General features: G+C 64.1%; 18 protein-coding genes. 8 read left to right on the top strand and 10 right to left on the bottom strand.

Annotated elements, in window-relative coordinates; genetic code table 11:
- Positions 1-11 precede the first annotated feature (11 nt).
- Genes ACIQ09_RS10390 through ACIQ09_RS10375 form a run of 4 tightly spaced genes read right to left on the bottom strand, consistent with a single transcriptional unit; the run spans position 12 to position 4,336 of the window.
- Complete coding sequence (locus ACIQ09_RS10390; RefSeq protein ID WP_324459897.1) at positions 12-1,070, bottom strand: glycosyltransferase family 2 protein; 1,059 nt, start codon at positions 1,068-1,070, stop codon at positions 12-14.
- Positions 1,071-1,075: 5 nt separating this feature from the next.
- Positions 1,076-2,050, bottom strand: coding sequence for a lysylphosphatidylglycerol synthase domain-containing protein (locus ACIQ09_RS10385; protein WP_398308890.1), 975 nt, complete (start codon positions 2,048-2,050; stop codon positions 1,076-1,078).
- Between the two features lie 2 nt (positions 2,051-2,052).
- Complete coding sequence (locus tag ACIQ09_RS10380) at positions 2,053-2,904, bottom strand: phosphatase PAP2 family protein (RefSeq protein ID WP_398308888.1); 852 nt, start codon at positions 2,902-2,904, stop codon at positions 2,053-2,055.
- Positions 2,905-2,938: 34 nt separating this feature from the next.
- Positions 2,939-4,336, bottom strand: a complete 1,398-nt coding sequence (locus tag ACIQ09_RS10375; RefSeq protein ID WP_398308886.1) for a diguanylate cyclase domain-containing protein — start codon at positions 4,334-4,336, stop codon at positions 2,939-2,941.
- 275 nt (positions 4,337-4,611) lie between these two features.
- Here ACIQ09_RS10375 and purL point away from each other — a divergent pair, with 275 nt between their 5' ends.
- A complete protein-coding gene (purL, locus tag ACIQ09_RS10370) occupies positions 4,612-8,541 on the top strand; it encodes a phosphoribosylformylglycinamidine synthase (protein WP_398308884.1) in 3,930 nt (1,309 codons plus the stop codon).
- Between the two features lie 111 nt (positions 8,542-8,652).
- On the opposite strand, the gene ACIQ09_RS10365 is transcribed toward purL, so the two are convergent.
- Complete coding sequence (locus ACIQ09_RS10365) at positions 8,653-10,296, bottom strand: electron transfer flavoprotein-ubiquinone oxidoreductase (protein ID WP_398308882.1); 1,644 nt, start codon at positions 10,294-10,296, stop codon at positions 8,653-8,655.
- A gap of 232 nt (positions 10,297-10,528) precedes the next feature.
- Between ACIQ09_RS10365 and ACIQ09_RS10360 the strand changes: the two genes are divergently transcribed.
- The 7 genes from ACIQ09_RS10360 (at position 10,529) to ftsB (ending at position 17,891) form a co-directional block, all read left to right on the top strand.
- Entirely contained in the window at positions 10,529-10,957 is a 429-nt protein-coding gene (locus ACIQ09_RS10360; protein WP_398308880.1) for an acyl-CoA thioesterase, read from the top strand.
- 68 nt (positions 10,958-11,025) lie between these two features.
- Positions 11,026-13,005 (top strand): acetoacetate--CoA ligase, encoded by a 1,980-nt coding sequence (locus tag ACIQ09_RS10355; protein ID WP_398308878.1) that lies wholly within the window; start codon positions 11,026-11,028, stop codon positions 13,003-13,005.
- Between the two features lie 11 nt (positions 13,006-13,016).
- Complete coding sequence (locus ACIQ09_RS10350) at positions 13,017-13,565, top strand: hydrolase (RefSeq protein ID WP_398308876.1); 549 nt, start codon at positions 13,017-13,019, stop codon at positions 13,563-13,565.
- A gap of 143 nt (positions 13,566-13,708) precedes the next feature.
- Entirely contained in the window at positions 13,709-15,343 is a 1,635-nt protein-coding gene (locus ACIQ09_RS10345) for a CTP synthase (protein ID WP_398308874.1), read from the top strand.
- 11 nt (positions 15,344-15,354) lie between these two features.
- On the top strand, positions 15,355-16,194 hold the full coding sequence (gene kdsA, locus ACIQ09_RS10340; RefSeq protein ID WP_398308872.1) for a 3-deoxy-8-phosphooctulonate synthase: 840 nt from the start codon (positions 15,355-15,357) through the stop codon (positions 16,192-16,194).
- Between the two features lie 83 nt (positions 16,195-16,277).
- Complete coding sequence (eno, locus tag ACIQ09_RS10335) at positions 16,278-17,567, top strand: phosphopyruvate hydratase (RefSeq protein ID WP_296402939.1); 1,290 nt, start codon at positions 16,278-16,280, stop codon at positions 17,565-17,567.
- A gap of 48 nt (positions 17,568-17,615) precedes the next feature.
- Positions 17,616-17,891 (top strand): cell division protein FtsB, encoded by a 276-nt coding sequence (ftsB, locus tag ACIQ09_RS10330; protein WP_398308869.1) that lies wholly within the window; start codon positions 17,616-17,618, stop codon positions 17,889-17,891.
- Between the two features lie 48 nt (positions 17,892-17,939).
- On the opposite strand, the gene pgi is transcribed toward ftsB, so the two are convergent.
- From pgi to ACIQ09_RS10305, 5 genes are all read right to left on the bottom strand, one after another.
- Positions 17,940-19,538, bottom strand: a complete 1,599-nt coding sequence (gene pgi, locus ACIQ09_RS10325; RefSeq protein WP_398308867.1) for a glucose-6-phosphate isomerase — start codon at positions 19,536-19,538, stop codon at positions 17,940-17,942.
- Positions 19,539-19,569: 31 nt separating this feature from the next.
- Positions 19,570-21,195, bottom strand: a complete 1,626-nt coding sequence (locus tag ACIQ09_RS10320; protein WP_398308865.1) for an ArnT family glycosyltransferase — start codon at positions 21,193-21,195, stop codon at positions 19,570-19,572.
- Positions 21,196-21,275: 80 nt separating this feature from the next.
- Positions 21,276-21,494 (bottom strand): 50S ribosomal protein L31, encoded by a 219-nt coding sequence (gene rpmE, locus ACIQ09_RS10315; RefSeq protein WP_296568897.1) that lies wholly within the window; start codon positions 21,492-21,494, stop codon positions 21,276-21,278.
- Positions 21,495-21,603: 109 nt separating this feature from the next.
- A complete protein-coding gene (locus tag ACIQ09_RS10310; RefSeq protein WP_398308862.1) occupies positions 21,604-22,866 on the bottom strand; it encodes a U32 family peptidase in 1,263 nt (420 codons plus the stop codon).
- Positions 22,867-22,919: 53 nt separating this feature from the next.
- Positions 22,920-23,918 carry a DnaJ C-terminal domain-containing protein gene (locus ACIQ09_RS10305; protein WP_398308861.1) on the bottom strand — a complete coding sequence of 333 codons (999 nt, stop codon included), beginning with the start codon at positions 23,916-23,918 and terminating at the stop codon, positions 22,920-22,922.
- Positions 23,919-24,191 lie beyond the last annotated feature (273 nt).

Below are 24,191 nucleotides of genomic sequence, written 5' to 3'. Positions count from 1 at the left end.
GGCGGAGCCGCTTACTTGCTGCCGACGGTACGCCAGCCCTGGCTGTCGTCCAGGGCTGCACGGTCCTGGGCCACGTAGGCCTGGCTCTGGCCGGACTCGAAGTACACCCGGGTGAGTAGTTCGGCGAGCACGCCGGTGGTCACCATCTGGATGCCGGCAATCACGAAGAAGAAGCCGCCGAAGAACATCGGACGGGTGCCGATCGAGGCGCCCGTGAACAGCTTGAGCAGGCCCAGGTAGCTGAGGATCAGCATGCCCAGCGCTCCCAGTCCCAGCCCGATGCCACCGAAGAAGTGCCCCGGGCGGGTACGGAAGCGCATGAAGAAGTAAACAAAGATCAGGTCGAGGATGACCCGGAAGGTGCGCGAGATGCCGTACTTGGATTCGCCGAACATGCGCGCGTGGTGGGTGACCTCTTCCTGGGCGATCTTGCGCGGGGTGGTGACGGTGGCCAGCCAGGCCGGGATGAAGCGGTGCATCTCACCATACAGACGCACGTTCTTGATGGCGCTGGCGCGGAAGGCCTTGAGGGAACAGCCATAGTCCTGCAGGTGCACGCCGGTGATGCGGGCGATCAGGCGGTTGGCGATCTTGGAGGGGATCTTGCGCAGGATCATGCCGTCCTTGCGGTTCTTGCGCCAGCCGGCCACCAGGTCGAGGTCTTCACGCAGCAGACGGCCGACCATGCGCGGGATGTCGATGGGGTCGTTCTGCAGGTCGCCGTCCATGGTGACGATGACGTCGCCGCGGGCCGCGTCGAGCCCCGCCTGCATGGCCGCGGTCTGCTTGAAGTTGCGCATCAGGGCGACGATGCGTACATGGGGGCCATAGCGCAGGGCCGCCTTCTCGAGATTGGGCACCGTGTTGTCGGATGAGCCGTCATCAACAATCACCACCTCCCAGGGGTAGGGATAGGGGCCGAGGGCCAGGTGGATGCGCTCGAGGAGCGGGTCCACGTTGTCTTCCTCGTTATAGAGGGGGACGACCACCGACAGGCGGTGAGGGGGCAGGTCAGCGGGAATGTCCGGCGTGGCCGGTGGAAGCGGAGAGTGCAGGGTGGATTCGGTCATGGTGGCTATTCAGCTGAAATTCTGGTTTGCGCCCCGTCGGCGTCGGACGAGTCGGATTGTAAGTCGGACGCCCTGGCTGCGCTCGCTTGATGGGCGGTCGGGGCTGGGAAAAGCCAGGCAATGGCGCCAGCGGTGACAGAGCACGCGATCACGAAAAGGTGCAGGGCGAGGGCTGCTTGAAGCCCGGCGGCCAGCGGAATGCCGCTGGGCAGAAGGGCTGCCGCGGCACCCGCCTCGTAGGTGCCGAAGCCGGCTACGCCCTGGATGGGCAGGATGGCGGCAAGTTCGGCGCCCAGCGCGCCCGCAGCGCCAATGGCAAGGCCTGCAGGGAGCAGGGCTGCCAGCAGGCCAGCCTGGGCGGCAAGCTTGACCGTCCAGTTGGCCAGCGTCCAGGCCCAGCCGAACCGGGCGTGGCGGGTGCTTTCGGCGAAGGCGTCGCGAATCTTGCCGAACTTGGCCGTCAGGGCCTTGCCCTCGGCCCAGTCGTGGGGCGCGCGGGCCCAGCGGGGCAGCCACCAGGCCAGGGTCAATACGCCGGCGACGGCCAGCGCCTTGAGCGCCGGGTGCAGCCCCGGCCAGACGAGGGCCGCTAGCGCCAGAACGACGAAGGCATCCTGCAGGCGAAACCAGAACAGGGAGGCGATTGCCCGGGGCAGGGCAATGCCGAAGCTCTGTCGCAGCAGCAGCGGAAAGGCCGCTTCGCCACCCCGGAAGGGCACTACATTCACCATCGCATTGTGAATCAGCACGATGCGCAGGCAGGCGCCAAAACGCCCCTTCGCCTGGGCGCGGAACTCATCGAAGACCCGCAGGGTGCGCAGCAGGTAGGACAGCAGGAAGCCGGCGGTGGCCAGGCCCAGGGTCAGTCCGTCGACACGGCCGACCACTTCGCCGAGCCCGCGCCAGCGGTCGGCGGACATCAGCCAGGCCAGCAGAGCCAGGGACACAGCAACGGCAATCACACGCTTGATGATCTTCATGTTCAGGACATCCGCTCGCGCATCAACGCCGCTGCAGCGCCACCGATCCCCCAGGCGGCGAGGCCGATCTGGTAGAGCTTTGCCTGGGGATAACCCAGATCCACGAATATCATTGCCAGGCTGGTGGCCAGGGCAATGGTAGCCAGGGTGCGGATGCCGCCGGGGCGCTGCCAGAAGCGCAGCCGGCCGGACAGCCATACGCCGAGGCTGCCAGAGATCCAGCCCCCGACGGCACCGGTGAGCACATCCAGTGGCCAGTGGGCACCCACGGCAATACGTGACAGGCCAATGAGGGTTGCAATGGAGAGAAAGACGAGCGCAGCCCGGCTGCGGCGATCATCCCGGGGCCAGGCGAGAATCAGTACGGCAGCGACCAGGAAAGCCGTTGTGGTGTGGCCTGACGGGAAGGCGTGCACGTAGAGCTTCTGGCCAATCTGCTGAAAGCTGCCGGCTTCCAGTACGCCGGCCGGGCGCATCACGTCGAAGTAGCGCTTCCCGCCCTGACTGAAGAGCACGCCCAGTGGCGCCGCCAGGAAGGCGGCAGCCAGCCAGCGGGGCTGGGTTTTCAGGGTTGGGGCGAGCAGTGCAATCATGCCGAGCACCGATCCGGACAGGCTGATCGCTGACCACAGGGCGGGCGGGAGCCAGTCGGTGCTGGCCGCATTGATACGCAGGAAGACATCCTGGTTGCTCCCGTCAAGGGCCAGGCCGAGGGCCAGGGCGGTCAGAATGATGGCCGGGATCGTTGCCCACAGGCGCGGGAAGGTCTCGGCACTGGCCGCTGGCAGTTCGGGATCCGGGTCGGGCGGGAGGAGTAAGGGCAAGGCGTGGGTGACGGCAGCAAGGCCGAGCATTTTACCCGATCGCGCCGCCGCATTGAGGGTGCAGTCAGGCGGCCCGGCCGCCGCCCACCACGCTGGCGAGCTGGGCGGGGCGCTTGCCCGCCTGTTTTGCCCGGTACATGGCGGCATCCGCAGCACGCAGCAGGCTGTCCTGGTCAGTGCCGTCCTCGGGGGCAAGGGCCAGGCCGATGCTGCCGCCCAGGGGAATCAGGTGCTCCTGGATCTGGAAGGGGTGGGCAAACACCCCAAGCAGGCGATCGCCCAGGAAGCGCAGGCTGTCCCTGTTGTTGACGTCGGGAAACACGCCTACGAATTCGTCGCCACCAACCCGGGCGATCACGTCGCCATTGCGCAGGGCAGAGCTCAGACGCTGGGCGATCTGGACGAGGAGGGCGTCGCCGACGGCATGTCCGTAGGTGTCGTTGATGGGTTTGAAACCATCCAGGTCGAGAACGGCAACACCAAGGGCGAGACCCTGCCCGGTGCAGCGGACCAGCTCCTTCTTGAAGTGCCCTTCAAGGAAGCCGCGGTTGGGCAGGCTGGTGAGGGCGTCATGGTTGGCCAGGTGCTGCAGGCATTCGGCCGTCAGGTGGCGCGCCGTTACGTCCAGCAGGGTGACGATTCGCAGGGGGCCCTTGTAGCCCTCAATAGTTCCGGGAATCCGTTCGACGGCGAGGGGCATGCCGTCGGGGCGTTCGCCGGTCCATACGCCTTCCTGCTCGGTCAGGATGTCCTCAAGGCGCTTGCCCCTAAGGGCCTTGCGGGGGCGGCCAAGCATGCGGCAGGCGGCCCGGTTGGCGTCGGCGATCTTGTCAGTGCTACCCAGGATGCATACTCCGGCACCAATCTGGTTCATCATGGAGCGCATCAGCCGGCCGGAGCGCTCGGAGCGCCGCGTCTGGCGCAGCAATATGGCGCACATGACCACGAAGGCCACCAGGCCGGTGATCACGGCCAGCGCGGCGAGCCGGTCGGCCAGCAGTACGGCTTCTTCGTGGAGGTGCGTCAACTGGCGGGAGAGTTCGGTGAGGGCCGGCGCGATGGTGGCGAGCTCCTGAGTGGCCGCAGGGGAGCCAGGGTCGAGGACTTCGAAGCGGGTGAAGCTGTTCCAGCGCGCGAGTAGATCGGTCAGGGCGCGACGTGCATCGACGTTTTCGAGGGGGGAAAGGTTGATCTCGGTGTTTTCAAGGGTGCGCACCGGGCCACCGCCAGCGAGCCCCTGCAGTGCAGATTCCAGCCAGCGATGGCGAGGGTCGTGGACCGCCGGATTGCCGATGATCTCGGCGTGGGGCGAGGGGGCCGGTCGAGCGAAGATCTGCCAGGCCATCGCTGTTCCCTGGCGAACGAGAGACAGCTGGTCGGACAACTGGCGGTGTGCGTTTGTGTGCTGGTAGGTCAGCACAAGTATGGTGGTTTCGATGACGCAGAACAGGACGGCGAGCACCCAGAATGTCCGGGAGGACAGGGAAGCACGAGGGGATGCGCGGCGGGCTGGCATGAAATATTGATCCGCATACGGAGCAGCGCTGGATTATTGCATAGGTGGACAGCATTTCCGGTGGTGTCGGCCGTGCAATCGGCATGCCCTGCAGGCCTCCCGCACGAAAGCGTGGTCGGAGCCGGCGATGGGCTCGGGTATAATCCACGGCTTTTCTCGCGTCCGCCTTTGGGTCTGGTGACTCCGGGCGGGCCGGTTCAAACCTCGCGCCCATCCTTGCCATGTCCGAAATCCTCAAGCTGCGCGGTGCGCCCGCCGTCTCCCGCTCCCGTCTTGCCCGCCTGACCGATTCGGTCAAAACCGTGTTGCCCCGTCTCAAGGGCCTGGTGGCGGAGCATTGGTATTTTGCCGAGATCGCTGCGCCCCTTTCCGACGACGAGCTGGCCCGGCTGGTGGACCTGCTGGGTGCCCACCCGGAAGGCGCCGCTCCGGCCGGCAGCCCGCTGCTGGTGACGCCGCGCCTCGGCACGATCTCGCCGTGGTCTTCCAAGGCGACAGATATTGCGCATCAGTGTGGCTTCGACAAGATCATCCGCATCGAACGGGGCACGGCCCTGAGCTTCGAGCTGCGGGGTGGTCTGGACGCCCGGGACCGGGAGGCGGTACTTCCAGCCATTCATGACCGCATGACCGAGTCGGTGCTGGACAACACGGACGCAGCCCATGCGCTCTTTCATCACTACCAGCCCCAGCCCCTGAGCACCGTCGCCATCATCGAGAAGGGCCGTGATGCCCTGGTGGTGGCCAACAGCGAACTGGGTCTGGCCCTGTCGGAAGACGAGATCGATTACCTGGTGGAGAACTTCACCCGCATGGGGCGCAACCCCACCGACGTGGAGCTGATGATGTTTGCCCAGGCGAACTCCGAGCACTGCCGCCACAAGATCTTCAACGCCGACTGGGTGATTGACGGCCGGCCGATGGACAAGACCCTGTTCGGGATGATCCGCGAGACCCACAAGGCCCACCCGGAAGGCACGGTGGTGGCGTACTCCGACAACGCCTCGGTGATCGAGGGCGCCACCGTTGCCAAGCTCTACCCGGATGCCGATGGCGCCTGGAAGTACCGGGACGAGCTGACCCACATCCTGGCCAAGGTCGAGACCCACAATCACCCCACCGCGATCTCCCCCTTCCCGGGCGCTTCCACCGGCTCCGGCGGCGAGATCCGTGACGAAGGCGCCACCGGCCGTGGTTCCAAGCCCAAGGCCGGCCTGGCAGGCTTCTCCGTGTCCAACCTGGAGATCCCCGGTTTCGAGCAGCCTTGGGAGCAGGCCTACGGCAAGCCCGAGCGCATCGCCTCGCCGCTGGACATCATGATTGAAGGCCCGCTGGGTGCGGCCGCCTTCAACAACGAATTTGGTCGTCCCAATCTGACCGGTTACTTCCGTACCTTCCAGCAGAGCGTGCAGGACGAGGTGCGGGGCTACCACAAGCCCATCATGATCGCCGGCGGCCTGGGTTCCATCCAGGACCAGCAATCCTTCAAGATCAAGTTCGGCCCCGGCACCCTGCTGATCCAGCTGGGTGGCCCGGGCATGCTCATCGGTCTGGGCGGCGGCGCTGCCTCGTCCATGGCCACCGGCACCAACACCGCCGATCTCGATTTTGCCTCCGTGCAGCGTGGCAACCCGGAGATCCAGCGCCGCTGCCAGGAAGTCATCGATGCCTGCTGGCAGAAGGGTGACGCCAACCCCATTCTGTCCATCCACGACGTGGGTGCCGGCGGCCTGTCCAACGCCTTCCCCGAGCTGGCTGACTCCGCCGAGCTGGGTGCGCGTTTCGAGCTGCGCGAGGTGCACATCGAAGAGCCGGGCATGAGCCCGCGGGAGATCTGGTCGAACGAGTCCCAGGAGCGCTACGTGCTGGCCATTGCGCCGGAGAGCCTGGATGTCTTCAAGGCCATCTGCGAACGTGAGCGCTGCCCGTTTGCTGTGGTCGGCGCGGCCTCGGACGATGGCCAGCTGGTGGTGTCCGATCGCCACTTCGACAACAACGCGGTGGACATGGAAATGCAGGTCCTGCTGGGCAAGCCGCCCAAGATGACCCGCAACGTGTCCAGTCGCCAGGTTTTCGTGCCGCCCTTCGACGTCACCGACATCGATCTGGCCGATGCCTGTCGCCGCGTGCTGCGCATGCCGGCGGTGGCCAGCAAGAACTTCCTGATCACCATCGGCGACCGTTCCGTCGGCGGCATGACCGCCCGCGACCAGATGGTCGGCCCGTGGCAGATCCCGGTGGCCGACGTGGCCGTGACCACCATGAGCTACCAGGGCTACCTGGGCGAGGCCTTCGCCATGGGCGAGCGCACCCCGGTGGCCACCCTCGATGCGCCGGCCTCCGGTCGCATGGCGATTGGCGAGGCCATCACCAACATTGCCGCTGCTGACATCCGCAGCCTGGGCGATGTGAAGCTCTCCGCCAACTGGATGGCCGCTGCCGGCCACCGGGGCGAGGACGTCAAGCTCTACAAGACCGTCGAGGCTGTCTCCCAGTTCTGCCAGCAGGCCGGCATCGCCATCCCGGTGGGTAAGGACTCCCTGTCCATGCGGACCGCCTGGAACGAGGAGGGCGAAGACAAGCAGGTGGTGTCGCCCCTGTCCCTGATCGTCACGGGCTTTGCGCCGGTGCAGGACGTGCGCCGCACCCTCACGCCCCAGCTGCAGTTCCCCGAGGGCGTCGAGACCGAACTGCTGCTCATCGATCTGGGCAACAACGCCAACCGCCTCGGGGGTTCGGTGCTGGCCCAGGCCTACAACTCGGTGGCCGAGCACGCCCCCGACGTGGACGCAGGCCAGCTCAAGGCCTTCTTCGACCTGATCCAGCAGTGGCGCAAGGATGACCTGATCCTGGCTTATCACGACCGCGCCGATGGTGGCCTCTTTGCCACCCTGTGCGAGATGGCCTTTGCCTCGAAGTGCGGCCTGTCGGTGATGCTGGATACCGTCGCCTACGACCAGTACATGAATGACGTGGATGGTCTCGACAAGCGGCCGGATTCCCTTAAGGGCCGCTTCAACGACATGCTCTTCAAGGCGCTGTTTGCCGAGGAGCTGGGTGCCGTCATCCAGATCCGCCGCGACGACCGCAGCCGCTTCACCGAGGCCCTGCGGGGCGCGCGGCTGTCCTATCACTTCGTGGGCGAGCCCAACGACCGGGACGAGCTGCGCTTCTGGCGCAATGCCAAGCTGGTTTTCAGCGCCCCCCGTGCAGAGCTGCTGCAGACCTGGTCCGAGACCAGTCACCAGATCGCCCGCCTGCGCGACGATGCTGAGTGTGCCCGGGAAGAATTCGAAGCCCTGGCGGATGTTGCCAATCCTGGTCTTAGTGTGGCACTTACCTATAACCCGGCCGACGACATCGCCGCGCCCTTCGTTGCCACCGGTGCCCGGCCGAAGATCGCCATCCTGCGCGAGCAGGGTGTGAACTCCCAGGCCGAGATGGCCGCCGCCTTCGAGCGTGCCGGCTTCGCGCCCTTCGATGTGCACATGTCCGACCTGCAGGCCGGGCGCGTTCATCTCTCCGACTTCAAGGGTCTGGCGGCCTGTGGCGGCTTCTCGTATGGCGACGTGCTGGGGGCAGGGCAGGGCTGGGCCAAGTCCATCCTGTTCAATGCTGCCCTGCGTGAGCAGTTCGAGACCTTCTTCAAGCGCGACGACACCTTCGCTCTGGGGGTTTGCAACGGCTGCCAGATGATGTCCAACCTTGCCGAGATCGTCCCCGGTGCCGAAACCTGGCCGCGCTTCCACCGCAACCGCAGCGAGCAGTTCGAGGCCCGCTTCGTGATGGTGGAGGTGCAGGATAGCCCGTCCATCCTGCTGTCCGGCATGGCGGGCAGCCGCATGCCCATCGTCGTGTCCCACGGCGAAGGCCGCGCCGTGTTCGCGGGTATCGACGCCCAGGACAACGCCAAGGTAGCCCTGCGCTACGTGGATAACAGCGGTGCCATCGCCGAGCGTTATCCGTTCAACCCCAACGGATCACCCGCCGGCATCACCGGCCTGACCACGCCGGATGGCCGCTTCACCATCATGATGCCGCACCCGGAGCGCACTGCCCGTACCGTGCAGATGAGCTGGCATCCGGCTGATCTGGGTGAGGATTCGCCGTGGCTGCGGATGTTCCGCAATGCCCGCAAGTGGGTGGGCTGAGTCCGTCGATACTGTCCGCCATCCAGGTGCAGCAAAAAGGCCGTCGCATGCGACGGCCTTTTTGCTGTGTGGTGTGTCCCCGGGCACGGATGCCCCGGGGGTCATCAATGCTCACATGCCCTGATAGATCGGCCCTTCGCCGCCCTGAGGCACCACCCAGTTGATGTTCTGGGTCGGATCCTTGATGTCGCAGGTCTTGCAGTGGACGCAGTTCTGGGCGTTGATCTGCAGCCGCGGATTGTCGCCTTCCGGGCTGCGCACGATTTCATACACACCGGCCGGGCAGTAGCGCTGCTCCGGCGCGTCGTATCTGGCCAGGTTGATGGAAATCGGTACGGACGCATCCTTGAGCTGGAGGTGGCAGGGCTCGTCTTCCTCGTGGTTGGTGTTTGAGAGGAACACCGAGGACAGCCGGTCGAAGGTGAGCTTGCCATCCGGCTTGGGGTAGGCGATCGGGCTGCACTCGGCGGCGGGCTTGAGGGCGGTGTGATCGGCCGAATTGTGCAGGGTCCAGGGCACATTGCCGCCGAAGAGCTTCTGGTCGATGCCGAAGAGCAGGGAGCCGAGCCACAGGCCTTTTTTCATGTAAGGCTTGAAGTTGCGGGTCTTGTGCAGTTCGGCGTGCAGCCAGCTGGACTTGAAGGACTCGGGGAAGGCCGATAGCTCGTCCAGGCTGCGCCCGGCAGCGAGGGCCTCAAAGGCCGCCTCGGCGGCGAGCATGCCTGACTTCATGGCGGCATGGGAGCCCTTGATGCGGGCTGCGTTGAGGAAACCCGCGTCGTCGCCTATCAGCGCACCACCCGGGAAGACCAGCTTGGGCTGGCTTTGCAGACCCCCCGCAGCGATGGCTCGGGCGCCGTAGGCCAGGCGCTTGCCGCCCTCCAGGAATTTGCGGATCTCTGGATGGGTCTTGTAGCGCTGGAACTCCTCGAAGGGAGACAGGTAGGGATTGGTGTAGTTGAGACCGACGACATAGCCCACCGAAACCAGGTTGTCTTCCAGGTGGTAGCAGAAACCGCCGCCGTAGGTGGCTGTATCCATGGGCCAGCCGGCGGTGTGCACCACCAGGCCCTTGACGTGCTGTTCAGCCGGGATTTCCCAGAGTTCCTTGATGCCGAGGCCGTAGGTTTGCGGGTCGGCCCCGTCGCGCAGGCTGTAACGGGCTTCGAGCTGCTTGCCAAGGTGACCGCGGCAGCCTTCGGCAAACAGCGTGTATTTGGCGCGAAGCTCCATGCCGGGCTGGAAGTTGGGGCCCTGGCTGCCGTCCTTGAACACACCCATGTCACCGGTGATCACACCGGCTACGGCGCCGTTTTCGCCGAACAGCAGTTCGGCGCCGGCAAAGCCTGGATATACCTCAACGCCCAGGGCTTCGGCCTGCTCGCCCAGCCACTTGGCCAGGTTGCCGAGACGCACGATGTAGTTGCCTTCATTGTGGAAAGCATCGGGCAGCAGGCCGTTTGGAATCTGCTTGCCGCCGGTTTCGGAAAGGAAGATCACCCGGTCTTCGCTGACTGGCGTGTTGAGCGGCGCCCCCTGGGCCTGCCAGTCGGGGATGAGTTCATTCAGGGCGCGGGGGTCGATCACCGCGCCGGACAGGATGTGGGCGCCGATTTCGGCGGCCTTTTCTATCAGGCAGACGGAATAATCCTGCCCTTTTTCTGCGGCGAGTTGCTTTAGCCTGATAGCGGCCGAGAGCCCTGCTGGCCCCCCGCCAACGATCAGGACGTCGAATTCCATCGCGTCACGTTCCATTGCTTTCTCCTCCTGAACCTATTCGTTTTGTTTTGTTTGGGCCTGAACTTCCGAAGCGTAACCCTACGGCCTGTGCAGGGCAATCCTGAGCGTTTCCGCCGGAGCGGGGCTTGGAAAACATACGTAAGCGTATGTTACATTGAGCTTTCGTTTCGGTGAGGGCTGATACAGCTGCTGGTGCAGCCCTTTATCGTGCGGATCCCAAAAAAAGAAATCAATCAAGGAGAACCTCTTGACCTCGACGGCTACCCCCGACGCGTTGCCACGCCGGCTCCTGCATACATCCCGCCAGATCGTTCGCTGGGGCGACATGGACTTCTACGGGCATGTGAACAACACCGTTTATTTCCGCTATTTCGAGCAGGCCCGGGTGGAGTGGCTGGAGCAAGCCGGCTTCGCTGTCAGTCCCGAAGCGGAGACCGGGGCGGTGATCATCAATGCCAGTTGCACCTTCCTGATTCCGGTGAATTATCCCGCTACTGTGCGGGTGATGCTGTACGCGGGCGCACCCGGCCGCAGCAGTGTGATGACCTGGTACGAGCTCTTCGTCGAGGGTGACGACCGCCTCTACGCGGAAGGGGCTGCCAAGGTGGTGTGGATGGATCCGCGCACCGGTAAGTCGGTGCCCATCCCCGATGCCCTGCGCCACGCGGTAAGCTAAGGTTTTATCCGTCAGTCACGGCCGGACGCAGATTCGGCACAACAAGAACAATCCGAGGAGACCGTTACATGAGTTACGCAGTTGCCGACCGGCCCCTGTGGGTGCCCAGCCCTGATCGGGTGGCCGGGGCCAACATCACCGCTTTCTCCCGTGAGGCAGAGGCACGCTGGGGTCGTCGTCTGCCCGATTATGCGGCGCTGCATGCCTGGTCGGTAAATGAGCCGGCCGAGTTCTGGACTTCGATCTGGGAGTATGGGGACGTGCGCGGCCAGATGGGCGCCCGCGTTCTCGAAAACCCAGGGCGCATGCCGGGCACGCGCTGGTTTCCGGATGCGCAGCTCAACTTTGCCGAGAATCTGCTGCGCAGCAGGGACGACAGTGATGCACTGGTGTTCTGGGGAGAGGACAGGGTCAAGAACCGTCTTTCCCATGGGGATCTGTATCGTCAGGTGGCCCATTTTGCGGCGGCGCTCCAGGAAATGGGTGTGGTGGCGGGGGACCGCGTGGCGGCGTGGATGCCGAACCTGCCGGAGACCATCGTCGTGATGCTGGCGACATCCAGCATCGGTGCCATCTTCTCGTCCGCCTCACCGGATTTCGGTGTGCAGGGGGTGCTGGATCGCTTCGGGCAGATTGAGCCCAAGGTGCTGGTGGCCGTGGATGGCTACTATTACAACGGCAAGGTCGTGGACTGCCTGGATCGGCTGGCCGCCATCACCGAAGGTCTGCCCTCGGTGAAGCGGGTTGTTGTGGTGCCCTATGTGCACGCCCATCACGATCTGTCCCATGTCCATCACGCCCGCGTGCTGGCCGAATTCGTCAGGCCTTTCCTGGCGGTCACCGAGATTCCCTTTGTCCGGCTGCCTTTCGACCATCCCCTGTTCATCATGTATTCGTCAGGCACCACCGGGGTGCCCAAGTGCATCGTGCATTGTGCTGGCGGAGCCCTGCTTCAGCACCTCAAGGAGCATCGTCTGCACGGTGACGTGAAGCCGGGTGACCGCGTGTTCTACTTCACCACCTGTGGCTGGATGATGTGGAACTGGCTGGTGTCGGGCCTGGCGTCGGGGGCTACGCTACTGCTCTACGATGGTGCCCCCATGCTGGGCGATGGGGCCATCCTCTTCGACTACGCAGAAGCCGAGGGGATGACGCATTTCGGTACCTCCGCGAAATTCATCGACGGTATTGCCAAGGCGGGCCTGTGCCCTCGGGAGACCCATGATCTGTCGGCTCTGCGGGCCCTGTTTTCGACCGGTAGCCCGCTGGTGCCTGAAGGCTTCGAGTACGTCTATCGGGAGATCAAGGCCGACCTTTGCCTGTCGTCGATTTCCGGTGGAACCGACATCATTTCGTGCTTCGTGCTGGGCAATCCGACCCTGCCTGTATGGCCAGGAGAGATCCAGTGCAAGGGGCTCGGTATGGCCGTCGATGTGTTTGACGAGATTGGCGTGCCCGTTCGTGGCGAAAAGGGCGAGCTGGTGTGCACCCGGCCTTTCCCGGTGATGCCGATCGGTTTCTGGAATGACAGGGATGGGTCCCGCTACCGTGCAGCGTATTTCGAGCGCTTCGAGAACGTGTGGTGCCACGGGGACTACTCCGAGATCACCCCCCACGATGGTCTGATCATCTACGGGCGCTCGGACGCGACCCTCAATCCGGGGGGCGTGCGCATCGGCACGGCCGAGATCTACCGTCAGGTGGAGAAGCTGGAGGATGTCGTGGAATCGCTGGTGATCGGTCAGCAATGGCCGCCGGGGGATGCGAGCGACGTGCGCGTCGTGCTTTTCGTCAAGCTGCGCGAGGGCGGAGCCCTCGACGAGGCGCTGATCGACCGCATTCGCCGCACGATCCGCGACAACACCACGCCCCGTCACGTGCCGGCCCGGGTCGTGCAGGTCACCGATATTCCCCGCACCAAGAGTGGCAAGATCGTCGAACTGGCGGTGCGGGCGGTGGTGCATGGAGAGCCCGTGAAGAACGTGGAGGCACTCGCCAACCCCGTAGCCCTTGAACAGTTCAGGGCGCGCCCTGAACTTCAATCCTGAGGAGTCTCCCGATGCTGATGGATAGCGCCAAATCCAGCCTGTTGATCGTTGATGTCCAGGAACGCCTGCTACCGGCCATTGCCGATGGCCGGGATGTGCTGCGTAACTGCATCTGGCTGGCCGGGGTTGCCCAGCGCCTGAAGGTACCCGTAGTGGTCTCGGAGCAGTATCCGGCGGGCCTTGGCCCCACTGCCGCGCCCCTGCTGGCGGCACTCGAAGACGCGCGTTTCGTTGAGAAAACCCATTTCTCGTGTGTTGCCGACGGCTGCCTGGCCGGCACGGAGGTGGATCTGCGGCGGCAGGTCGTTGTAGTGGGGACCGAAGCCCACGTATGTGTGATGCAAACTGTGCTGGAGCTGCGCTGGCAGGGCAAGGAGGTATTCCTGGTCGAGGATGCGGTCGGCTCACGCAAGCCAGGTGACAAGCAGGTTGCCTTGGCGCGCATGCGGGCACACGGGGTCGAGGTGGTGACCCGTGAGATGGTGGCCTTCGAGTGGCTGAAGCGCAGCGCGACTGAGCTCTTTCGGGAGGTGAACCGGGACTTCATTCGCGACAATTAGGCCCGGTATCGAGTGTCCTTACTTCCCCCGAAAGCCGCTCTGGACGGCTTTCTGGGGCGTTTGACACAGGGCGTGCCTGCGCGGCCGTTGAAGAAAGGGGTCTGGATCGGCTATCATTCCCCTTTCCAGAAGTCCCCCGTGTCATGACCAAATACGTCTTTGTTACCGGTGGTGTCGTGTCCTCTCTGGGCAAGGGCATCGCCGCCGCCTCCCTCGGGGCGATTCTCGAATCCCGCGGCATCAAGGTTACCCACCTCAAGCTCGACCCCTACATCAACGTCGACCCCGGCACGATGAGCCCCTTCCAGCACGGAGAGGTCTTCGTTACCGAGGATGGCGCCGAGACCGACCTCGACCTGGGCCACTACGAGCGCTTCACCAGCGCCAAGATGGGCAAGCGCAACAACTTCACCACCGGCCAGATCTATGAATCGGTGATCAAGAAGGAGCGTCGTGGCGAGTATCTCGGCAAGACCGTGCAGGTCATTCCCCACATCACCGACGAGATCAAGACCTACGTCAAGCGCGGTGCCGAAGGTGCCGATGTGGCCATCGTCGAAGTGGGCGGTACGGTGGGTGACATCGAGTCACTGCCGTTCCTGGAAGCCATCCGCCAGATGGGCATCGAGGAAGGTCGTCAGGGCACCTGTTTCATCCATCTCACGCTGCTGCCCTACATCCCGACAGCCGGCGAGCTGAAGACCAAGCCGACCCAGCACTCGGTCAAGGAGTTGCGCGAGATCGGCATCCAGCCCGACATCCTGCTGTGCCGTGCCGACCGTTCCGTGCCGGCCGATGAGCGTCGCAAGATCGCCCTGTTCTGCAACGTGATGCCGGAAGCCGTGATCGAGTGCCTCGACGCCGATTCCATCTACCGCATCCCGGGCATGCTCCACGACCAGATGCTCGACGAGATCGTCTGTCACAAGCTGGGCATCCTGGCCCGCGCGGCCGACCTGTCCATCTGGGAGCGCCTGCTCGACGCCCTGAACAACCCGCAGAACAGCCTGAACATTGCCTTTGTCGGCAAGTACGTAGACCTCACCGAGTCCTACAAGTCGCTGATCGAGGCCCTCAACCATGCGGGCATGCACACCCGCAGCAAGGTGAATATCCACTACCTGGATTCCGAGGACATCGAGAAGAACGGCTGTGACGCGCTCAAGTCCATGGATGCCATTCTGGTGCCAGGCGGCTTTGGCCGGCGGGGTACCGAGGGCAAGATCGCGGCGATCCGCTACGCCCGTGAGAACAAGGTGCCCTACCTGGGCATCTGCCTGGGCATGCAGCTCGCGGTGGTCGAGTTTGCCCGGGACGTTGCCGGCATGCCCGGTGCGCACAGCACCGAGTTCGACAAGCACACTGCCTACCCGGTCATCGGCCTGATCACCGAATGGCATGACGCATCCGGCAAGGTCGAAAAGCGGGGTGAGGATTCCGATCTGGGCGGCACCATGCGTCTGGGCGGCCAGGTCTGCAATCTCGCCGAGGGCTCGCTGGCCCGGGACGTCTATGGCAAGGCCGAGATCACCGAGCGTCATCGCCACCGCTACGAGGTCAACAACACGCTTTTGAGTCAGCTCGAGGCTCAGGGCCTGCGGGTTGCCGGCCGTGCGCCGGGAACGGACCTGTGCGAGATGATTGAGCTGCCCGCTGATGTGCATCCGTGGTTCGTCGGTTGCCAGTTTCATCCGGAGTTCACCTCCAACCCCCGTAACGGCCACCCCCTCTTTACCGCCTTCGTGAAGGCCGCCCTGGCCCATCAACAGGCAGGCTGAAAGGAAAGTCCATGAAACTCTGCGGCTTTGACGTCGGTATCGACAAGCCCTTTTTCCTGATCGCCGGGCCCTGTGTGATCGAGTCCCGCGAGATGGCCTTTGAGACCGCCAAGGCCCTCAAGGACATCTGCGGCGAGCTGGGTATCCCGTTCATCTACAAGTCCAGCTACGACAAGGCCAACCGCAGTTCCGGCAAGTCCTATCGGGGCATGGGCATGGAGAAGGGGCTGGAGATCCTCGGCGAAGTCCGCGAGCAGTTGGGTGTGCCGGTGCTGACCGATGTTCACTCCGAAGCCGAGGTGCCGCATGTGGCCGCGGTCGTCGACGTCCTGCAGACGCCGGCCTTCCTGTGTCGTCAGACCGACTTCATCCACGCCGTGGCGGCCTCCGGCAAGCCGGTGAACATCAAGAAGGGCCAGTTCCTGGCCCCGGGCGACATGAAGAACGTCGTCGACAAGGCCCGCGAGGCAAACGGTGGCGCAGACACCATCATGGTGTGCGAGCGGGGTGCCTCTTTCGGCTACAACAACCTCGTATCCGACATGCGCTCCCTGGCCATCATGCGCGAGACGGGCTGCCCCGTGGTCTTCGACGCCACCCACTCGGTACAACTGCCTGGCGGGCAGGGTACCGTTTCCGGCGGTCAGCGGGAGTTCGTCCCTGTGCTGGCCCGGGCCGCCGTGGCGGTCGGCGTTGCCGGCCTGTTCATGGAGACCCACCCTGATCCCGCCAAGGCTTTCTCCGACGGTCCCAATGCGTGGCCGCTGCCCCGGCTCAAGGCCTTGCTGGCTACCCTCAAGGCGATCGATTCGCTGGTCAAGGCCGAGGGGCTTGAAGAGCTGAAAGCCTGAGCCTGAGGGCGATTTTCCGGTTTCGAAGTTAGAGGCGGCCGGAAGGTCGCCGCTGTAAATATCAGTGATAAGAAAGGAAGTTCATGAGCGCCATTGTTGATGTCATTGCCCGCGAAGTTCTCGATTCCCGCGGCAATCCCACCGTTGAGGCCGATGTCCTGCTGGAATCCGGCATCATGGGTCGTGCCGCTGTTCCGTCGGGCGCCTCCACCGGCTCCCGCGAGGCAATCGAGCTGCGTGATGGCGATGCCGGCCGCTACCTGGGCAAGGGCGTGCTGCAGGCGGTTGAGAACGTCAACACTGAAATCTCCGAGGCCCTGATCGGCCTGGACGCCGAAGAGCAGGCCTTCATCGACAAGACCCTGATCGATCTGGACGGTACCGACAACAAGTCCCGCCTGGGCGCCAACGCCATGCTGGCCGTGTCCATGGCCGTGGCCAAGGCTGCCGCTGAAGAAGCCGGCCTGCCCCTGTACCGTTACTTCGGCGGCTCCGGCGGCATGGCCCTGCCGGTTCCGATGATGAACGTCATCAACGGTGGCGCCCACGCCAACAACAGCCTGGATATTCAGGAATGCATGATCATGCCCATCGGCGCCAAGAGCTTCCGCGAAGCCCTGCGCTGTGGCGCCGAGATCTTCCATCACCTGAAGAAACTCACCGACAAGAAGGGCTATCCCACTACCGTGGGTGACGAAGGCGGCTTTGCGCCCAACGTCTCCGGTACTGAAGAAGCCCTCAACCTGATTCTGGAAGCCACCGTGGCTGCCGGCTATGAGCCGGGCCGTGACGTGGTGCTGGCCCTGGACTGCGCCGCTTCCGAGTTCTACAAAGATGGCAAGTACGAGCTGGTGGGCGAAGGCCTGTCGCTGACCTCCGAAGGCTTTACCGATTACCTGGCCACCCTGGTCGAGAAGTTCCCCATCGTCTCCATCGAGGACGGCATGGCCGAAGGTGACTGGGCCGGCTGGAAGATCCTCACCGATCGTCTCGGCAAGACCGTGCAGATCGTGGGCGACGACCTCTTCGTGACCAATACCCGCATCCTGAAGGAAGGCATCGAGAAGGGCATCGCCAACTCGATCCTCATCAAGATCAACCAGATCGGTACCCTGACCGAGACCTTTGCCGCCGTCGAGATGGCCAAGCGCGCCGGCTACACCGCGGTGATCTCCCATCGCTCCGGTGAAACCGAAGACTCCACTATTGCCGACATCGCAGTGGGTCTGAACGCCATGCAGATCAAGACCGGCTCCCTGTCCCGTTCTGATCGCATCTCCAAGTACAACCAGCTGCTGCGCATTGAGGAAGATCTCGGCGATACCGCCTTCTACCCGGGCGTTTCCGCCTTCTATAACCTGCGTAATCGCTGATCGCAGGAGGAGCCAGCCGACCTTCGCGGATCGGTTGGCTCCAATGACATGCGCTGGCCCGTCCTCGTTCTCGTTCTCCTGGCTCTCGGCTTGCAATATCCCCTGTGGATAGGCAAGGGTGGATGGCTGCGCGTCTGGGAAGTGGAGAAGCAGCTGACTGCACAGAAAGAGGGCAATCGCAAGCTTGAGCAGCGCAATACCGGACTTGAAGCTGAAGTCCGTGATCTGAAAACAGGCTACGAGGCCATCGAGGAGCGTGCGCGCTTCGAGCTCGGCCTGACCAAGCCGGACGAGATCTTCGTCCAGACTCCGCAGCAAAAGTAAGCCTCAACAGGCACCCGGCGTGGGCGGAGCCCGATGCCGGTCTCTCTCTCAGTTGCGCTGTCCAGTCGCGGCGAGCATCGTTTCAATCATCATCAGCAGACCCGCCGTGGATGAGTTCTTCTCCGCACCGGAGCCGTCCTCGATGTTCCGTGCCATCTCTTTGCCAAGCTCGACACCGTACTGATCGAAGCTGTTGATCCCCCAGATCCACCCCTGCACGAAGACCTTGTGCTCGTAGAGCGCCACGAGTTGGCCGAGGGTGAAAGGCGTGACCGAAGGCATCAGGAGTGTGGTGCTGACCTGGTTTCCCGGGCAGACAAGGTGAGGGGCCAGGCGTGCCACTTCGCTGTCAGGCAGGCCTCGGGCAAGCAGCTCGCTGCATGCTTCGTCGAGGCTGCGACCGAGCATCAGCGCTGCAGACTGGGCTAGGGCGTTGCCCATCAGGCTGCGACTGGCGTGGGAGGAGGGCTGCTCAACCGGTATCAGGAAGTCGAGAGCGAGCTTGCGTGTGCCCTGATAGAACAGTTGATGGTAGGCATGCTGTCCAACGGTGCCGGGCCCGCCAAACAGGAAGGGGGCGGTGTGCCAGCGAACGGGATGGCCATCACGGTCCACAGACTTGCCGTTGCTCTCCATCTCGAGTTGCTGGAGATAGGCGGGCAGGCTGCGCAGGCGGTGGCTGTAGGGCAGGACGACCAGACCCTCCATCTCGAGAAAGGTGGTGTTCCAGATCCCGAGGAGCGCCATGAGAACAGGCAGGTTTTGGGAAAAGGGTGCATCGGCAAAATGCGCATCCATGCACCGCCCACCCCTCAGGAAGTCGTCGAAAACCCCGGCTCCGTAGGCCAGCATCAGGGGCAACCCAATCGCCGACCAGACGGAAAAGCGCCCACCTATCCATTCCGGTAAGGGAAATACGGCATCTTGGCGGATACCAAAGGCCTCTGCCGCTGCCACGTTGTTGCTGATGGCCGCAAAGTGACAGGACAGGTCGGCGCGATCACCGAGTCGGGTGATCAGCCAGTGCCGGGCAATGCTGGCGTTGGACAGGGTCTCTGCCGTGGTGAAACTCTTGGATGCGAGGATGAAGAGGGTTTCTTCAGGCTTGGCTTTGTTCAGGATGGCGGCGAGCTCCGCCTCGTCGATATTGGCGGCGAAAGAGAGCTCGAGATGCTGGGGCAGGGAGGGGGAAAAGGCTTCGTGGAGCAGGCGTGGCCCGAGATCTGATCCGCCAATCCCGATATGTACTACATGACGCAGGGGCATTCCCGTTGCGCCCTGGCGCTTGCCCTCGTGAATTTCTCGCACAAAGGCATGCAGGTGATCGAGGGTGCAGGAAATCTCGGCTCGGGCACTTGCGGGCGTGGGTTCAAAAAGGCGGGCTGCGCAGTGCAAGGCAGCGCGCCCCTCGGTGACATTGACGGGTTCGCCGGAGAGCATGGCGTCGATGCCCTGGCGCAGGCCGGCTTCATCGGCGAGATCGAGCAGACTGGCGAGGATCGTCGTGTCGATGCGTTGCTTGGAATAATCAAGCACAAGGCCGTCGGCCTGGCATGAAAAGCGGGTGAAGCGCTCGGTATCACCTGCGAAAAGCGCGCGTAGACTTCCCGCTGCAGATGAGCCCGCGTATTGGCGCAGTTGGGCCACGGATGGGCCTTGATCGAAACGAAACAAGGTTTCAGTCACGACGATAGAGTTTGAATGTCTCCGCTTTTCGACCGCCACCAAGGCGGCGTTCCCACATGATATGCCATTCCGGGGGCACGCTCTGGGAGTTGCCACTGGCGCTATAGGTGAGCAACAGCCTGCATTCTTCGGTGGCGTCGTATCTCAGGGTCCGGATACCGGCAAAGTAGTCGAGTGCGGCACGCTGGGTGTCCCCCAGGTTGCGGCGTTTGATGCAGCCAGGTTGCGGGCCGATGGTCTGGCGAAGCTCGGCGGCCAGGGGCTGGTAGTTCTTGGTGTGGGCGAACCAGGGCTGCCACAGCATGACCGCGAGACACCACAGCAGGGTCATGCCCAGGGCCCAGTTGGTTGCGCCGCGCTGCACGGTACGCTGGGTGCCCAGTGGTAGGGTGAGCAGCAGGAGGCTGAGGGCAGCGCCAACCAGGGCGCCGACCAGCCATGTGCCGCGCTGGAAGTCGGGTGCCATGCGGGCGACCTGGCGCGCAAGCCCGGGGGGCCATCCAAAGTGAAGGGCGCTCCATCCCAGCCAGACCAGGATGCCGAAGAAGATGAAGGCCATCACCCCAAACCAGTCGAAGGCGTTGGCTGCTCCGCGGCGCAGGCTGGTGATGCCAAGGGCAGCCAGCAGACATAGCGGGGGGAGCACGGGGAGCAACCCCGCAGCCCGCAGTCCGCCCGTCGTGGTGACCAGGAAGATCGCCAGGATGCTGGCAATCAAAGGTAGCGCGAGTTGTGGGCTGGTGATGTGCTGTCGGTTACGCCACACTGCCCAGCCGGCGATCGGCCACAGGGGCCATGCAAACCAGCCGAAGAGTTGCAGCAGCTTGCCCAGCTCTGAGAAGTGACTGGTGTGGGGGAGTGTTGAGCCCAGTTCCTCCTGCCACCAGCGTGGAATCTCGCCGGGGTGCTGACTTGCCACCGCGGCAAGCCACAGGGCACCGATCAGCAGGGTGAGGCCCAGGCCTAAGGCAACGTTGCCCAGCATTTCCCGGTTGCGGCAGCGGGGGCACAGCAGCGGGGTCAGGACGATGACCGGCAGGGTGAGGGCAAGGCCCGACAGACCGCCGGCAAGAAAGGCCAGGGCGGCGCCCAGCCCTGCCTGCACGGCACCCCTCCGGGGGTGTTCGGCGAGCTCGCCGAGGCCGGCAAAGCATAGGGCCATCCCGGCAAGTTGGGCGAGCAGCGGTTGTGTTTCATGGGCGTGCACCACCAGCCCCAGCGACCCCATGCCCAGCAGGATGGCCGGTGCAAAGGACGCTTCGCCATACAGGCGCCGCGCTGCGAGGCCAGTCCAGTAGAGGGTGGCTGCACAGAACAGGCTGGTAGCAAGGCGCGCTGCGTCATGAACCGGCAGCAGCCAGCCGAGGAGCCGGGCCAGCAAGGCGCCAACCCAGTAGTAAAGCGGTGCCGCGCCGCGATAGGTTTCGCCGGCAATCTCGGGTATGAGCCAGCTGCCACCCTGGAGAATGGCGTGAATCGGACCCAGATGAGTCATGTCGTCGCCGCGCCAGGGCAGATGCCCAGTGGTGCCCACCAGCAGGTAAATGGCCAGAAGGAGGGCGAGCGGCCAGCCTGTCAGGGGGGCGGGCAGCGAGAAGCGGGAGTGGGCGAGGGGCATGGCGGCGGGGTTTCCTGCGGACAACAAAAAAGGCAGCCGCGGCTGCCTTTTTTCGGTCGATCCCGGCTACTGAGCGGAAATCAGCCCAGACGCTGAACGGTACCGTACTTTTGACGGAAGCGCTCGACACGGCCGGCGGTGTCGACGATCTTCTGCTTGCCGGTGTAGAACGGGTGGCACAGGGAGCACACTTCCACGTGGTATTGGGGCTTGCCCATGGTGGAGCGGGTGGTGAAGGTGGCGCCACAGGAGCAGGTTACCTGCACTTCAGTGTAATTCGGATGGGTATCGGCTTTCATCGCTTTATCCTTTGGGGTACGTGGGTGGTGAATTTGGCCACCCGAAAGCGGAGCATTTTGAAGCATTTCAGCCCCTTATGCAAGGCTTCTTCCGTGACTCCACGTGGTTTCAGAGAAATCTCGCGACGAAGGCGCCCACACTTTCCGCGGGTAGTGGCAGCCAGGCCCGGTGGTCGCTGCCGGGAATGCGCTCGATGGCTTCGCCCTGGGCATTGTGAATCCGTTCGATCTGGACTTCGCGATTGCCGGAAGGGTGAATCAGTTCCAGGCGATCACCCACGGCAAAGGCATTTTTCGAGGCGATCTCGGCCAGGCCCCGCTCGGCATCGTAGGCCACCACGTCACCCACGTAGAGGCTGCGGCCGGACTCGGAGTGGCCGCGCAGATAGTTCTGAGTTTCGTGAGGCGTATGGCGCTGCAGGAATCCGTCGGTGTAACCGCGGTTGGCGAGACCCTCGAGCTGTCCGAGGAGTGCCGGATCGAGGCTGCGCCCGGCAACCGCGTCGTCGATGGCCTGACGATAGGCCTGGCAGGTGCGGGCCACGTAGTAAGGGCTCTTGGTACGTCCTTCGATCTTGAGGGAGTCAATACCGATCTCGACCAGGCGCTGGACGTGCTCGATGGCGCGCAGATCTTTGGAGTTGAGGATGTAGGTGCCGTGCTCGTCCTCTTCGATGGGCATGTACTCACCCGCGCGCTTGTGGGGTTCTTCGATGAGGTGCACATCGCCAGCGCCGCAGGTCTTTGCTTCGTGGGTCTTGAAGTCCCAGCGGCAGGAGTTGGTGCAACTGCCCTGGTTGGGGTCGCGATGGTTGAAGTAGCCGGACAGCAGGCAACGGCCCGAGTAGGCGATGCACAGGGCGCCGTGGATGAAGACTTCCAGTTCGGTGTCGGGGCAGTCCTGGCGGATGCTGGCGATTTCGTCGAGGGATAGCTCCCGGGACAGGATCACACGGGAGATGCCGGCCGACTTCCAGAAGCGTACTGCCGCCGCGTTTACCGTGTTGGACTGTACCGACAGGTGGATGGGCATCTCCGGGAAGTTTTCGCGGACCATCAGGATAAGCCCCGGGTCGGACATGATCAGGGCATCGGGTTTGAGGGCGATGACCGGGGCGATGTCCTTGATGAAGGTTTTGATCTTGGCGCCGTGGGGATAGATGTTGGCGACCACGTAGAAGTGCTTGCCCAGCGCCCGGGCCCGGTTGATGCCGTCGGCCAGCACGGGCAGATCGCCGAAGTCGTTGTTGCGGACGCGAAGGGAGTAGCGTGGTTGACCGGCGTAGATGGCTGTGGCGCCAAAGGCGAAGGCGGTGTCGAGCATGGCCAGGGAGCCGGCCGGGGCGAGGAGTTCGGGGGACTTGAGGGGCATGAATGGGGCACTGTTGGGGTAAGTGGACTGGCGCGGATGTCGGCTGATCTTGCTCAGCGATTCTGTTTGAGGGCGTCGCGCCAGCGGGCCAGGATGGGGCTTTGGTCGTCGAGTTGCTGCTGGAGAACCTGGTCGGCCATTTCGAGCAGGGCTTTCTGCTCCTTGCTCAGGAAGCGGGGATATTGCACCTGCAGGTGGGCGACCAGATCTCCGGCGTGACGGCGGCCACGGGCCGGAAAGCCGGCGCCGGGCAGCCGGATTTCGGTGGCGGTGGACGATTCAGACAGCAGGGTTTGCTGGATCCCGGTCAGGGTCGGAACGTCGACGACGCCGCCGGCCAGGACCCGGAAGATGCTGACCGGCAAGTCCACGTGAATGTCGTGACCGTCCAGGCGGAAGAGGGGGTGGGGCCGGGCGCGCAGGGTAAGGTAGAGATCGCCGGGCTCACCGTCTTCGGGAGCCGGGCCGCCCTGTCCGGCGACACGCAGTTCTTCACCAGGCAGCATGGCGGGCGGAATACTGACGGCGAGCTGGCGGTCGGCCGGATTCCAGCCGCGGCCTTCACAGTCGGCACAGTGGTTGTCGGTGAAGTAGCCCTTGCCCTTGCAGGACGGACAGGACTTGAGGCCGCCCTCGCTGCGGACGCGCCCGCTGCCGTGACAGGCACTGCACATGGTTGTCCGGCCGTAGCTGCGCCGTCCGCTGCCGTCGCAGGTGACGCAGGTGCTGCGCCCTTCCAGGGTGACGGTGACGGTGCCGCCGAGGGCCGCCTCGGTGAGCTCCACGCCGACATCGAGGCGGTGGTCTTCGCCCCTCGGGCGCCGGGGCGGCGGCGGGGGGGAGTCCTCGGGGGCGTCGGGCGTAGCGGCTTCGCGGACGCCAGTGAGATGCTCAAAGGCCTCCCGGGCCAGGCGGAATTGTTCATGGGCCTGGGGGTCGGCGTTGCGGTCGGGGTGCCAGCGCATGGCGAGACGCTTGAAGGCGCGCTTGATCTCGGCCGCACTGGCGTTGGGGGTGATCCCCAGGATCTGGTGAAAATCGGGTTGGGACATTTCAGTATTCTAATCGGCGCGGGTCGATTGATGGCCGAAACGGAGGATGTCATGTGTGAGCGTTGGGCTTTTTTTGCTTGGCTGGGGCTGATCTCGATTGGGTTGGTGCCCGCTAGGGTGTCAGCCGAGACTTTGCGGGTGGGACCCGGTGAAAGCCTGCTCACCGTGGCCGAAGCCGCCGCGCTGGCCCGGGATGGCGATACCGTGGAGGTGGCGGCGGCAAGCTATCTCGGGGATGTGGCCGTGTGGCCCCAGAGGCGGCTGACCATCCGC

Origin of the sequence: Zoogloea sp., assembly GCF_044344315.1 — a bacterium.
GTDB lineage: Bacteria > Pseudomonadota > Gammaproteobacteria > Burkholderiales > Rhodocyclaceae > Zoogloea.
Note: the sequence above shows the minus strand (reverse complement) of the source record. Positions and strands in the feature narration are given on the sequence as shown.